General features: G+C 63.2%; 13 protein-coding genes. All 13 read left to right on the forward strand.

The window, feature by feature from the left end:
• Nucleotides 1-23: 23 nt before the first annotated feature.
• The 13 genes from ACZ7GB_RS00995 (at nt 24) to ACZ7GB_RS01055 (ending at nt 12,221) form a co-directional block, all read left to right on the forward strand.
• Nucleotides 24-692 carry an HAD family hydrolase gene (locus tag ACZ7GB_RS00995; RefSeq protein ID WP_078546820.1) on the forward strand — a complete coding sequence of 223 codons (669 nt, stop codon included), beginning with the start codon at nt 24-26 and terminating at the stop codon, nt 690-692.
• Between the two features lie 5 nt (nt 693-697).
• On the forward strand, nt 698-1,645 hold the full coding sequence (locus tag ACZ7GB_RS01000) for a sugar-binding transcriptional regulator (protein WP_078570347.1): 948 nt from the start codon (nt 698-700) through the stop codon (nt 1,643-1,645).
• Nucleotides 1,646-1,782: 137 nt separating this feature from the next.
• On the forward strand, nt 1,783-3,102 hold the full coding sequence (locus ACZ7GB_RS01005) for an ABC transporter substrate-binding protein (protein ID WP_472157312.1): 1,320 nt from the start codon (nt 1,783-1,785) through the stop codon (nt 3,100-3,102).
• 88 nt (nt 3,103-3,190) lie between these two features.
• Nucleotides 3,191-4,063 (forward strand): carbohydrate ABC transporter permease, encoded by an 873-nt coding sequence (locus ACZ7GB_RS01010; protein ID WP_078546814.1) that lies wholly within the window; start codon nt 3,191-3,193, stop codon nt 4,061-4,063.
• A gap of 4 nt (nt 4,064-4,067) precedes the next feature.
• Complete coding sequence (locus ACZ7GB_RS01015) at nt 4,068-4,898, forward strand: carbohydrate ABC transporter permease (RefSeq protein WP_078546811.1); 831 nt, start codon at nt 4,068-4,070, stop codon at nt 4,896-4,898.
• A gap of 12 nt (nt 4,899-4,910) precedes the next feature.
• Nucleotides 4,911-5,906, forward strand: a complete 996-nt coding sequence (locus tag ACZ7GB_RS01020; protein WP_472157314.1) for an ABC transporter ATP-binding protein — start codon at nt 4,911-4,913, stop codon at nt 5,904-5,906.
• Nucleotides 5,903-6,667: an L-iditol 2-dehydrogenase gene (locus ACZ7GB_RS01025; protein WP_472157897.1), complete on the forward strand. Its 765-nt coding sequence runs from the start codon at nt 5,903-5,905 to the stop codon at nt 6,665-6,667. The genes ACZ7GB_RS01020 and ACZ7GB_RS01025 overlap by 4 nt, the downstream gene beginning before the upstream one ends.
• Before the next feature lies 1 nt (nt 6,668).
• Nucleotides 6,669-8,135 (forward strand): mannitol dehydrogenase family protein, encoded by a 1,467-nt coding sequence (locus ACZ7GB_RS01030; RefSeq protein WP_472157315.1) that lies wholly within the window; start codon nt 6,669-6,671, stop codon nt 8,133-8,135.
• A 127-nt stretch (nt 8,136-8,262) separates the two neighbouring features.
• Complete coding sequence (locus tag ACZ7GB_RS01035; RefSeq protein WP_078570342.1) at nt 8,263-9,408, forward strand: acyl-CoA dehydrogenase family protein; 1,146 nt, start codon at nt 8,263-8,265, stop codon at nt 9,406-9,408.
• A complete protein-coding gene (locus ACZ7GB_RS01040; RefSeq protein WP_472157316.1) occupies nt 9,405-10,451 on the forward strand; it encodes an enoyl-CoA hydratase/isomerase family protein in 1,047 nt (348 codons plus the stop codon). The genes ACZ7GB_RS01035 and ACZ7GB_RS01040 overlap by 4 nt, the downstream gene beginning before the upstream one ends.
• Nucleotides 10,448-11,320 carry a 3-hydroxyisobutyrate dehydrogenase gene (gene mmsB / locus ACZ7GB_RS01045; protein ID WP_078546801.1) on the forward strand — a complete coding sequence of 291 codons (873 nt, stop codon included), beginning with the start codon at nt 10,448-10,450 and terminating at the stop codon, nt 11,318-11,320. Before ACZ7GB_RS01040 ends, mmsB begins: the two co-directional genes overlap by 4 nt.
• 101 nt (nt 11,321-11,421) lie before the next feature.
• Entirely contained in the window at nt 11,422-11,619 is a 198-nt protein-coding gene (locus ACZ7GB_RS01050) for a YgaP family membrane protein (RefSeq protein ID WP_078539421.1), read from the forward strand.
• 176 nt (nt 11,620-11,795) lie between these two features.
• The gene (locus ACZ7GB_RS01055; RefSeq protein ID WP_472157318.1) at nt 11,796-12,221 is read left to right on the forward strand and encodes an excinuclease ABC subunit A; all 426 of its coding nucleotides are present in this window, start codon (nt 11,796-11,798) and stop codon (nt 12,219-12,221) included.
• Nucleotides 12,222-12,249: the final 28 nt, after the last annotated feature.

A 12,249-nucleotide genomic window follows, 5' to 3' on the forward strand; every position in this document is an offset into this window, starting at 1 on the left:
CGCGAAGGACAGGGGGAGGAACCATGACCGAGCTGGTGATTTTCGACTGCGACGGGGTGCTGATCGATTCCGAGATCATCTCGGCGCAGATGCTGATCGACGAGCTGGCCAAGCTGCGAGTGTCGATCGACCTCGACTATGTCGCGCGGCATTTCCTCGGACGGTCCTACCCCACCGTGATGAAGCAGATCCGCTACGAATTCGGGCTCGATCTGCCGGAGGAATTCGAGGCGCAGTATCGCGCGCGGCTTCTGGACGCGTTCGAGCGCGAGTTGCAGGTCATGCCGGGCGTGGCCGATGTGATGGAGAGGCTGGACGTGCCGTGGTGCGTGGCCACCTCGTCGAGCCAGCCGCGCGCGGAACGCTCGCTGGAAATCGCGGGGCTGCGCAAGCTGGTGGGCGACCGGTTGTTCACGGCAAGCGAGGTCGCGCATGGCAAACCCGCCCCCGATCTGTTCCTCCATGCGGCCAAGACGATGGGCGCGGCCCCTGCCCGCACGCTGGTAATCGAGGACAGCCTCAACGGCATCCGCGCCGGGCTTGCGGCGGGAATGGAAGTGTGGCGCTTCACCGGCGGCAGCCATCTGGCCGGGCGCGATCTGACCCCGCCCGAGGACGCGCAGCCGCATCGCGAATTTGCGCATTTCACCGAGTTCTTCCAGAATGAGCCGACTAGGGAGAAAGATTCGTGAACCGTATGAGTGACGCCGAAACCTCGCGCGATGACGAGGCGGCACGGGCCGGATGGCTCTATTATGTCGGCGGAATGACGCAGGACCAGATCGCCGCCGAACTGGGCGTCTCGCGCCAGCGCGCGCAGCGGCTGGTGAGCCGCGCGGTCTCCGAGGGGCTGGTGCGGGTGCGCATCGAGCACAAGATCGGGGCCTGTCTGGAACTGGAAGCCGCGCTGATCCGGCGCTTCGGGCTGCAGACAGCGCGCGTCGCACCCTCGCTGGGCGAACGGGGCGATCCCTCTGCGGCCACTGCGGCCTTCGCGGCCACGCTTCTCGAACGCATCCTCGCACGCTCCGAGCCGCAGGTGATCGCCTTCGGCACCGGGCGCTCGCTCTCGGCGATGGTGAACGAGGTGATGCAGCGCCCCGCGACCGCGCATAAGATCGTCTCGCTGATCGGCAACATCGCCCCGGACGGCTCCGCCTCGTTCTACGACGTCATCATGCGGATGGCCGACAAGCTGCGCCTGCCGCATTACCCGATGCTGGTGCCGGTGATCTCGGAAACTGTGGAAGAGCGCGCGATGTTCGACAAGCTCAAGCCGGTTCAGGCGGTGCAGCGGCTTGCGGCGGCGGCGGATGCGACCTTCGTGGGCGTCGGTCAGTTGGGCGAGGACGCGCCGGTCTACAAGGATGGCTTCGTCACCCTTGCCGAGCTGGAGGAATTGCGTGCCGCAGGCGGCGTGGGCGAGCTCGTGGGCTCTTTCTACGATGCGCAGGGCAATTACATCGCCACCCCCACCACGGCGCGCTTCGGCTCGTTCCGGATCGAGCCCAAGCGCGAGGCCCCGGTGATCGGCATCGCAGCCGGCCCATCGAAACTGGTCGCGATTCGTGCAGCCCTCGCAGGCGGGCTTCTCAACGGGCTCGTGACCGATGAGCCGACGGCCCAGGCCCTGTTGGAAGACTGACGCCGAAACAAGGCGTTACTGTCAGCGTTAACAATTAATCAAGACATCGCAGTAATTCTGGATTGACAGTTTAGGTCGCGTTTGTGAATATTTTCTCACAGTTTGGGCATATGCTCAAAACTCAAGGGAGGAAATCTATGACTTACACGATCCGGGCGCTCATGGGCGCCTGTGCTCTTGGCGCGCTTGCGACTGCCGCGGCTGCCGAGACCACCATCACCGTCGCAACCGTGAACAACGGCGACATGGTCCGCATGCAGGGCCTGATGGACGACTTCTACGCCGAGCATCCCGACATCAAAGTCGAATGGGTCACGCTGGAAGAAAACGTTCTGCGCCAGAAGGTCACCACCGACATCGCGACCAAGGGCGGTCAGTTCGACGTGCTGACCATCGGCACCTACGAGGTTCCGATCTGGGGCAAGCAAGGCTGGCTCGTGCCGCTCGACGGCATGCCCGACAGCTATGACGTGAACGACCTGCTGCCCGCGATCCGCTCGGGCCTGACGGTCGACGGCAAGCTCTATGCCGCGCCCTTCTACGGCGAAAGCTCCTTCGTGATGTATCGCAAGGACCTGATGGAAAAGGCCGGGATGGAAATGCCCGAGAAGCCGACCTGGGCCGACATCGAAAAAGCCGCCAAGGCGATGACCGACAAGGACAACGAAGTCTACGGCATCTGTCTGCGCGGCAAGGCCGGCTGGGGCGAGAACATGGCCTTCCTGAGCGCCATGAATAACTCGATGGGCGGTCAGTGGTTCGACATGGACTGGAAACCGCAATTCGACGGCGAAGCGTGGAAAGAGACCCTGACCACCTATCTCGACCTGATGAACAACTACGGCCCGCCCGGCGCTTCGTCGAACGGCTTCAACGAGAACCTGGCGCTGTTCCAGCAGGGCAAATGCGGCATGTGGATGGATGCGACCGTTGCAGCCTCCTTCGTGACCAACCCGCAGGACTCGACCGTGGCAGACAAGGTCGGCTTCGCGATGGCTCCGCACAAGGAAGGCGTCGACAAGAACGCGAACTGGCTCTGGGCTTGGTCGCTGGCGATCCCGGCTGGTACCCAGAAGGAAGACGCCGCCAAGACCTTCATCGAATGGGCTACCTCGAAGCACTACACCGAGCTCGTGGCGGAGAAAGAGGGCTGGGCGAACGTTCCCCCGGGCACCCGTACTTCGCTCTACGACAACCCGAAGTATCAAGAAGCGGCCCCCTTCGCCGATCTGACCATCAAGTCGATCGACGCGGCTGACCCGCAGCATCCTTCGGTGAACGAGGTGCCTTACACCGGCGTCCAGTTCGTCGCGATCCCCGAATTCCAAGCCCTCGGCACCGCTGTCGGCCAGCAGTTCTCGGCGGCTCTCGCAGGGCAAGTCTCGGCCGATCAGGCGCTGCAAAACGCACAAAGCCTGACCGAGCGTGAGATGAAGAAGGCCGGTTACATCAAGTAACCTGCCCCCTCCCTGGCCGGGGCGGTCATATTGGGTCTGACCGCCCCGTGCCTCTTTTTTGCAACTCCCGATAACCGGAGCCGGACCGATGTCCACGCAAGCCTCGCGCTCTGCCGCGCGCCTTATGATTTCGCCATCCGTCATCTTGCTGTTTCTTTGGATGGCAGTGCCATTGGGCATGACGATCTGGTTCTCGTTCCAGCGCTACAACCTGTTGATGCCCGGTCAGGGCGGCTTCGTTGGCTGGGACAATTACTATTACTTCCTGACCGATCCTGCCTTCTTCACCGCGTTGATCAATACGCTGGTACTGGTGGGGGGTGTCCTTCTGATCACCGTGTTCGGTGGCATCCTGCTGGCGCTGCTGCTCGATCAGCCGATCTTCGGCCAAGGCATCGTGCGAGTCCTCGTGATCGCGCCGTTCTTCGTGATGCCGACCGTGTCTGCGCTGGTCTGGAAGAATATGCTCTATAATCCGGTGAACGGCATTTTTGCCTATCTCGCCAAGGCCATAGGGCTGCAACCTTACGACTTTCTCGCCCATGCGCCGATGCTCTCGATCACCATTATCGTGGCATGGCAGTGGCTGCCCTTCGCGACGCTGATCCTGCTGACCGCGCTGCAATCGCTCGATAGCGAGCAGCTAGAGGCCGCCGAGATGGACGGTGCCGGTGCGCTGTCGCGGTTCTTCTACATCATGCTGCCGCATCTGGCGCGTGCCGCGACCGTCGTGATCCTCATTCAAACGATCTTCCTGCTGTCCACCTTCGCGGAAATCCTCGTGACCACGAATGGCGGCCCGGGCAACGCGTCCACCACCCTCACCTACCTCGTCTATGTCCAGTCGCTGCTGCAATTCGACGTGGGCGGAGGCGCCGCGGGCGGTGTGGTCGCCGTGATCCTCGCAAATATTGTCGCGATCTTCCTGATGCGGATGATCGGCAAGAACCTGGAGGCGTAATCCAATGGCGCGCAAAATCTCCAACCGCCGCCGCGTGATCATGACAGTGATCGCATGGGCGCTGGCCTTCGTGATCTTCTTCCCGATCCTCTGGACGATCATCCTGTCGTTCAAGACCGAGGGCAACGCGATCAAGGCCCCGTGGGACGTGCTGACCTCGGCCTGGACCTTCGACAGCTACAATGTCGTGCAGGAACGCTCGAACTACTTCCGCCACTTCATGAACTCGGTGGTGATCTCGTTCGGCTCCACCCTGCTGGCGCTGGTCATCGCAATCCCCTCGGCTTGGGCCATGGCCTTCGTCCCGGGCAAGCGCACCAAGGACGTGCTGATGTGGATGCTGTCCACGAAGATGATGCCCGCGGTGGGCGTGCTCGTCCCGATCTACCTGATGTTCCGCGACTGGGGCCTTCTGGATACGCGGACCGGTCTGGTCATCGTGCTGTGCCTGATGAACCTGCCGATCGTGATCTGGATGCTCTTCACCTACTTCAAGGAAATCCCGAAGGACATCCTCGAAGCCGCGCGCATGGACGGGGCGACGCTGGGGGGCGAGATCCTCTACGTGCTCACCCCGATGGCTGTGCCCGGTATCGCCTCGACGCTTCTGCTCAACGTGATCCTCGCCTGGAACGAAGCGTTCTGGACCCTGAACCTGACTGCGGCGAAAGCCGCCCCCCTCACCGCTTTCATTGCCGCCTATTCCAGCCCCGAAGGGCTGTTTTACGCGAAACTCTCTGCCGCCTCGACGCTCGCTATCGCACCGATCCTGATCCTCGGCTGGTTCAGCCAGAAACAGTTGGTACGTGGCCTGACCTTCGGCGCCGTGAAATAAGGAGCTAAACCCATGGGACAAATAACCCTCAAGGGCGTCCGCAAGGCCTTCGGCGATGTCGAGGTGATCCCGCCGCTCGATCTGGAAATCAACGATGGCGAGTTCGTCGTCTTCGTCGGCCCCTCGGGCTGCGGCAAATCCACCCTTCTGCGCCTGATCGCGGGCCTAGAAGATGTCTCCGGCGGTGAGATCGAGATCAACGGTCAACCTTCGGCCGAACTTCCCCCCGCCAAGCGCGGTCTGGCGATGGTGTTCCAAAGCTACGCGCTCTACCCGCATATGTCGGTGCGCAAGAACATCGCCTTCCCGCTGAAGATGGCGAAGCTCGATCAGGCGGCGGCGAAGGAGAAGGTCGACAATGCCGCGCGCATTCTCAACCTCACCGATTATCTCGACCGCCGTCCCGGCCAGCTCTCGGGCGGTCAGCGTCAGCGGGTCGCGATCGGTCGTGCCATCGTGCGTGAACCGGCGGCGTTCCTGTTCGACGAACCGCTGTCGAACCTCGATGCGGCGCTGCGCGTGAACATGCGTCTCGAAATCTCGGAACTGCACCAGAAGCTGAAGACCACGATGGTCTATGTGACGCACGATCAGGTCGAGGCGATGACCATGGCCGACAAGATCGTCGTGCTGCAGGCTGGCCGGATCGAACAGGTCGGCTCGCCGCTCGAGCTCTATCGCACCCCGCGCAACAAGTTCGTCGCGGGCTTCATCGGCTCGCCGAAGATGAACTTCATCGAAGGCGACGAGGCCGCGAAATACGGGGCCGACAGCATCGGCATCCGCCCCGAGCATATCGAGGTCTCGACCACGGAAGGCGCGTGGGAAGGCACCGTCGGCGTCTCCGAGCATCTGGGCTCCGACACGTTCCTGCATGTCGACACCAAGTTTGGCCTGATCAACGTGCGCGGCGGTGGCGAGATCGGTCTGCATTCGGGCGACAAGGTCTACCTGACGCCCGATCTGAGCCAGCTTCACAAATTCGACGCGCAAGGACAGGCAATCTGATGCGACTGAGTGGTAAACGCGCCCTGATCACCGGGGCTGCCCGCGGGATCGGGCGCGCCTTCGCGGAGAAATATATCGCGGAAGGCGCGGAGGTCGTGATCGGCGATATCGACATCGCGCGGGCCGAGGACACCGCAGCCGAGATCGGCGCGGTCGCACTGAAGCTCGACGTGACCGACGCGGCCAGCATCGACGCCGCGATGGAGAAGATGCGCGCCTCGGGCGGGATCGACATCCTGATCAACAACGCAGCGATCTTCACCGCGGCCCCACTCGTGGAGATCACCCACGAAGACTACGCCCGCGTCTTCAAGATCAATGTCGAAGGCACGCTGTTCATGATGCAGGCGGCGGCGAAAGAGATGATCGCGCAAGCCCGTGGCGGCAAGATCATCAACATGGCGTCTCAGGCCGGGCGGCGTGGCGAGGCTCTGGTGGCGGTCTATTGCGCCTCGAAGGCCGCTGTCATCAGCCTCACCCAATCGGCGGGTCTGAACCTGATCGAACACGGCATCAACGTGAACGCAATCGCACCCGGAGTGGTCGACGGCGAGCATTGGGACGGCGTCGACGCCTTCTTCGCGAAATACGAGAACAAACCCTTGGGCCAGAAGAAAAAAGAGGTGGGCGAGTCCGTTCCCTTTGGTCGCATGGGCACGGCTGCCGACCTGACCGGCATGGCCGTTTTCCTCGCCTCGGACGAGGCCGAATACATCGTCGCCCAGACCTACAATGTCGACGGCGGAAACTGGATGAGCTGACATGACACTTTCCAACGACACCCTCTCCGAGCTTCCCGCAGACGTGGCGCGCCCCGGTTACGACCGTGCGGCGCTCACCCCCGGCATCGTTCATATCGGCTGCGGCAATTTCCACCGGGCGCATCAGGCGGTCTATCTCGACGATCTGTTCAACCTGGGCGAAGGCCATGACTGGGCGCTCATGGGCGCGGGCGTGCGCGCGGGCGATGCGAAGATGCGCGAGGCGGTTCTAGCGCAGGACTGTCTGTATAGTGTGATCGAGCTGGACCCGGCGGCAAAATCGGCCCGCGTGATCGGCGCGATGGTCGGTTTCGCCGAGGTCGCCTCGGGCAACGCCCCGCTGATCGCCGCGATGTCGCAGCCCAGCGTGCGGATCGTGTCGCTCACAGTGACCGAGGGCGGCTATTACATCGACCCCAAGACCGGGACGTTCAGCCCGACCCATCCCGACATTCAGGCCGATGCGGCCAATCCCGACGCCCCCGAGACCGCCTTCGGCGCGATCATCGCGGCGCTGAAAGCACGCCGTGCTTCGGGCGTGCCGCCCTTCACCGTGATGTGCTGCGACAACGTCCCCCATAACGGCCATGTCACGCGCGACGCGGTCTGCGGGCTGGCGGAACTGTCGGACCCGGAATTGAGCGCGTGGATCAAGGCCAATGTCGCCTTCCCGAACTCGATGGTGGACCGGATCACCCCCGCCACCGGCCCGCGCGAGCGTGCGCTGGCCCAAAGCTTCGGGATCGAAGACGCCGCCCCCGTCACCTGCGAGCCCTTCCGCCAATGGGTGATGGAGGACATTTTCCCCGCAGGCCGTCCGGCGCTGGAGAAGGTCGGCGTGACCTTCACCGATGCGGTCGACCGGTTTGAGACGATGAAAATCCGCATCCTCAACGGCGGGCACGCGATCATCGCCTATGCCGCCGGGCTGCGCGACATCGAATACGCGCATGAGGCCATGGCCGACGATCAGATTCGCGCCTATCTCGACAAGATCGAGACGACCGAGATCCTGCCCATCGTGCCGCCGGTGCCAGAGACAGATCTCAATGATTACAAGCAGCTGATCCTCGATCGCTTCTCGAACCCGGAAGTGGCCGACACGATCCGCCGCCTCTGCCTCGATGGTTCGAACCGGCAGCCGAAGTTCATCATCACTTCGATCAACGACTGCGTCGCACAAGGTCGCGATTGCACCGGGCTGATCCTCGAAAGCGCGCTGTGGTGCCGCTATTGCTACGGCACCAGCGAGACCGGGGCGGAGATCGCGCCGAACGATCCGAACTGGGATCACCTCGTCGCGCAGTCGAAGCTGGCGAAGGAACGTCCCGCCGCGTGGCTGGAAATGTCGGAAATCTACGGCGATCTGGCCGAGAATACCGAGGTGGTGGCGAAATTCACCGCCCTTCTGAACGACGTCTGGGCGCGCGGCTCGCACTCGGTGATCGCGGATTATCTGGCGGGCTGACAGCCCGCCCCCTTCCCTCGATGCTCCCCCCTTGCAAAACTCTCGCAAGGATTCGAAATTAAACGGGTGTTCAATTCATCCGGTTGAGGTCGAGCCTTTGCCGAAAGTGAGCTCGGGGAGGAGTTTCATGGATTACGCGCTCAGCGAGGAACAGCAGGCCATTTTCGATATGGCTTACGCCTTCGGGCAAGACGAGATCGCCCCCCATGCCGAGGCGTGGGAAGAGGCCGGCACGATCCCGAAAGAGCTCTGGCCGAAAGTGGCCGAGCTGGGTCTGGGCGGCATTTACGTCTCCGAAGACTATGGCGGATCGGGCCTGTCGCGCCTCGATGCCACGCTCGTCTTCGAGGCCCTGGCGATGTCCTGCCCCGCCGTTGGGTCTTTCCTGTCGATCCACAACATGTGCGGCGGCATGATCGACAAGTTCGGCTCGGACGAGGACAAGGCGCGCTGGCTGCCCGATCTGGTCAGCATGAAGAAAGTCTTCTCCTACTGCCTGACCGAGCCGGGCTCGGGCTCCGACGCGGCGGCATTGCGCACCAAGGCCGAGCGTTCGAACGAGGGCTGGGTGCTCAACGGCACCAAGGCGTTCATCTCGGGCGGCGGCTATTCGGATGTCTACGTGACGATGGTCCGCACCGGCGATCCGGGGCCCAAGGGCATCTCCACCGTGGTCGTCGAGGACGGCGCAAAGGGTCTCAGCTTCGGCGGGTTGGAGCGCAAAATGGGCTGGAAAGCCCAGCCGACCGCGCAGGTGCAATTCGACGATTGCCACATTCCGGCGGAGAATCTGCTGGGCGAAGAGGGCAAAGGTTTCAGTTATGCGATGGCAGGCCTCGATGGCGGGCGTCTCAACATCGCGGCCTCTGCCTTGGGCGGCGCGCAGGCCGCGCTGACCAAGACGCTGGCCTATATGGGCGAGCGCAAGGCCTTCGGCAAATCGCTCGATCAGTTCCAGGCGCTGCAATTCCGCCTCGCCGAAATGGAGGTGAAACTCGAATCCGCGCGCACCTTCCTGCGTCAGGCGGCATGGAAGCTCGACAACAAGACCCATGATGCAACGAAGTTCTGCGCCATGGCTAAACTCTATGTGACGGATGCCTCATTCGATGTGGCAAACCAATGCCTGCAATTGCATGGTGGTTACGGCTATCTTGCCGATTACGGGATCGAGAAGCTCGTACGCGACCTGCGAGTGCACCAGATCCTTGAAGGCACGAATGAAATCATGCGGCTGATCATCAGTCGCGCGATGCTGGCGGAGCGTGGATGACCGAAGAAACGATGATCGCACGGAAAGAAGGTCGCGCCGGACGGCTGACCTTCAATCGACCCAAGGCGCTCAACGCGCTCGATCACGACATGGCCATGGCGATCGAGGCGGCGCTCGACGCGTGGCGCGACGACCCGGAGGTCGATCTTGTCATAATCGACGCGGTGGGTGATCGCGCCTTCTGCTCGGGCGGCGATATCGCCGCCGTCTATCGGGCCGGGATTGCGGGCGACTATGCGCCGGGGCGCGATTTCTGGCGCGACGAATACCGGATGAACGCCAAGATCGCGGAATATCCCAAACCCGTCGTCGCCTTCATGCAGGGCTTCGTGATGGGCGGCGGCGTCGGCGTCGGCGGCCATGCCAGCCACCGGATCGTGGGCGAGAGCACGCAAGTGGCGATGCCCGAAAGCGGAATCGGGCTGATCCCGGACGTGGGCGGCACGCTGTTACTGGCGCGCGCGCCCGGCCATGTGGGCGAATATCTCGGCCTGACCGGGGCGCGGATGAACGCGACAGACGCGCTGTACGCGGGGTTCGCCGATATGTTCGTGCCCGAGGCCGATTGGGACGATCTGAAGACCCGGCTCATCGAGACCGGCAATATCGACATCCTGCCCCATCCGCGCACCTCGCCCGAGCCCGGCAAGCTGGAGGCCCTACGCCCCGAGATCGACCGGATTTTCTGGGCCGAAAACCTCGCCGCGATCGTCGCCAAGCTCGAGACTTCGGGCAGCGAGTTCGCCGAGAAGACCTACAAGACGGTGCTGCGCAACTCCGCGCTCTCGATGGAAGCGACGCTGCGCCTGATCCGCATGACCCGCGCCGAGAACACCATCCGCGCCGCCCTCACCCATGAGTTCCGCTTTACCTGGCGTGCGGCGGAACTAGGTGATTTTCTCGAGGGCGTGCGGGCGCAGATCATCGACAAGGATCGCAATCCGCAATGGAAATACGCTCTGGATGCGCTGCCGGAAGAGGCGGTCGCGCAGATGCTGGAGCCGCTCGGCCCCGAATGGGCCATCTGGGAGGAGACACCATGAAAATCGCATTTATCGGGCTTGGAAACATGGGTGGGCCGATGGCGGCCAATCTGGTCGCCGCGGGGCACAAAGTGATCGGCTTCGACCTCACCGCCCCGCCGCCCGAGGGCGTGGGTCAGGCGACGACCGCAGCCGCGGCGGCGCAGGAGGCCGAGGTCGTCATCACCATGCTGCCCAATGGCCAGATCCTGCGCGACGTCGCCAAGGAAGTGATCCCGGCGATGCAGGAAGATGCGGTGCTGTGCGATTGCTCGACCGTCGATGTCGATAGCGCGAAAGCGGTCGCGGCGATGGCGGCGGATCGCGGCCTCGGTGCGCTCGACGCGCCGGTCTCCGGCGGCGTGGGTGGCGCGACCAACGGCACGCTGACCTTCATGGTGGGCGGTGACGCGAAAAGCTTCGAGATCGTGAAGCCGCTCTTCGACGTGATGGGCCAGAAGGCCGTGCATTGCGGTGAAGCGGGCGCGGGCCAGTCGGCCAAGATCTGCAACAACATGATCCTCGGCGTGACGATGATCGCGACCTGCGAAGCCTTCGCGCTGGCCGACAAGCTGGGCCTCGACCGCGAGAAGATGTTCGACGTGGTCTCGACCTCTTCCGGTCAGAGCTGGTCGATGAACACCTATTGCCCCGCGCCGGGGGTTGGGCCGCAATCGCCTGCCGACAACGACTACAAGCCGGGCTTCGCGGCCGAACTGATGCTCAAGGACCTGCGGCTGAGCCAGCAGGCTGCCGAGAGCGCCGATGCCGACACGCCGATGGGCAAGCTCGCCTCCGCGCTCTACGCAGCTTTCGTGGAAGCCGAAGGCGGCAAGGGGCGCGATTTCTCGGCCATGCTGCCGCGGTTCGAGAAGCGCTCGCGCAGCTGAGCGGGGGCGCGTCACCGCGCCTCCAGCAGTTAATCCTTGCCGCTTGAGCTTGCGTAACAGTATCAAGATCAAAGGAAACTGCGCCACCGAAAGGGCTTTGCATGTTCAAGAACAATGTCGGCGGCATCGACCGCACTCTGCGCATCGTGATCGGGCTGGCCCTGATCATCGGCTTCTTCGTCACCCCGCCCAGCCCCTATCACTGGCTGTACTGGATCGGGTTGATCCCGCTTGCGACCGGGTTGCTGGGCACCTGCCCGCTTTATTCGATGCTGGGCGTCAACACCTGCAAGAAGTAACCCCTACGACCTCAGTTCGCCCTTGGGCGAGCCGGACCCCGCCGAAGGACTGTGTGTCTTCGGCGGGGTCTTGCTTGTGAGAAGGTATGTTTCGATTCCGCAATGGAACGGCTCGGCAGGTATGGTCATTTATATCCCGAGACGCGCCTGAGGCGCTTATGGAAAGGAGAGGTCACATGAAACGCCTGACCCAGCTTACCCTCGCCGCCGCCCTCGGGGCGAGCCTTCTGCCCGGTGCGGCCCTTGCCGACGGGCATGGCCACGGCAAGTGGAAGAAGGACCGCGGCCACGCGGAGCGCAATTACAAGGGCTGCCCGCCGGGGCTGGCCAAGAAGAACAATGGCTGCCGCCCGCCGGGCCTCGCCAAGAAGAGCTATCGCCATGACGACGAGCGCGATGACGCATGGCGAGACGCCGACCACCGCTGGCGTCGCGGCGACCGGATCATTGGTGACTACGTCCTGATCCGCGACCCGAATCGCTACGGTTTAAACGACAATCGGACCTACTGGCGTTCGAACGGATACGTCTATCAGGTCGACCGTCAGACCGGCGAAGTGCTCGCATTGATCGGACTCGCGCGTTCGATCCTCGGGAACTGACCGCGCAAACGCAGAAACGACGTTCAAA

This window comes from Thioclava sp. PTB-PU3-1, assembly GCF_055666785.1.

What these genes read in the sequence shown, in the direction of transcription:
- ACZ7GB_RS00995 (WP_078546820.1), top strand. Translation starts at nt 24, where the DNA reads ATGACCGAGCTGGTGATTTTCGACTGCGACGGGGTGCTGATCGATTCC.
- ACZ7GB_RS01000 (WP_078570347.1), top strand. Translation starts at nt 698, where the DNA reads ATGAGTGACGCCGAAACCTCGCGCGATGACGAGGCGGCACGGGCCGGA.
- ACZ7GB_RS01005 (WP_472157312.1), top strand. Translation starts at nt 1,783, where the DNA reads ATGACTTACACGATCCGGGCGCTCATGGGCGCCTGTGCTCTTGGCGCG.
- ACZ7GB_RS01010 (WP_078546814.1), top strand. Translation starts at nt 3,191, where the DNA reads ATGTCCACGCAAGCCTCGCGCTCTGCCGCGCGCCTTATGATTTCGCCA.
- ACZ7GB_RS01015 (WP_078546811.1), top strand. Translation starts at nt 4,068, where the DNA reads ATGGCGCGCAAAATCTCCAACCGCCGCCGCGTGATCATGACAGTGATC.
- ACZ7GB_RS01020 (WP_472157314.1), top strand. Translation starts at nt 4,911, where the DNA reads ATGGGACAAATAACCCTCAAGGGCGTCCGCAAGGCCTTCGGCGATGTC.
- ACZ7GB_RS01030 (WP_472157315.1), top strand. Translation starts at nt 6,669, where the DNA reads ATGACACTTTCCAACGACACCCTCTCCGAGCTTCCCGCAGACGTGGCG.
- ACZ7GB_RS01035 (WP_078570342.1), top strand. Translation starts at nt 8,263, where the DNA reads ATGGATTACGCGCTCAGCGAGGAACAGCAGGCCATTTTCGATATGGCT.
- ACZ7GB_RS01040 (WP_472157316.1), top strand. Translation starts at nt 9,405, where the DNA reads ATGACCGAAGAAACGATGATCGCACGGAAAGAAGGTCGCGCCGGACGG.
- mmsB (WP_078546801.1), top strand. Translation starts at nt 10,448, where the DNA reads ATGAAAATCGCATTTATCGGGCTTGGAAACATGGGTGGGCCGATGGCG.
- ACZ7GB_RS01050 (WP_078539421.1), top strand. Translation starts at nt 11,422, where the DNA reads ATGTTCAAGAACAATGTCGGCGGCATCGACCGCACTCTGCGCATCGTG.
- ACZ7GB_RS01055 (WP_472157318.1), top strand. Translation starts at nt 11,796, where the DNA reads ATGAAACGCCTGACCCAGCTTACCCTCGCCGCCGCCCTCGGGGCGAGC.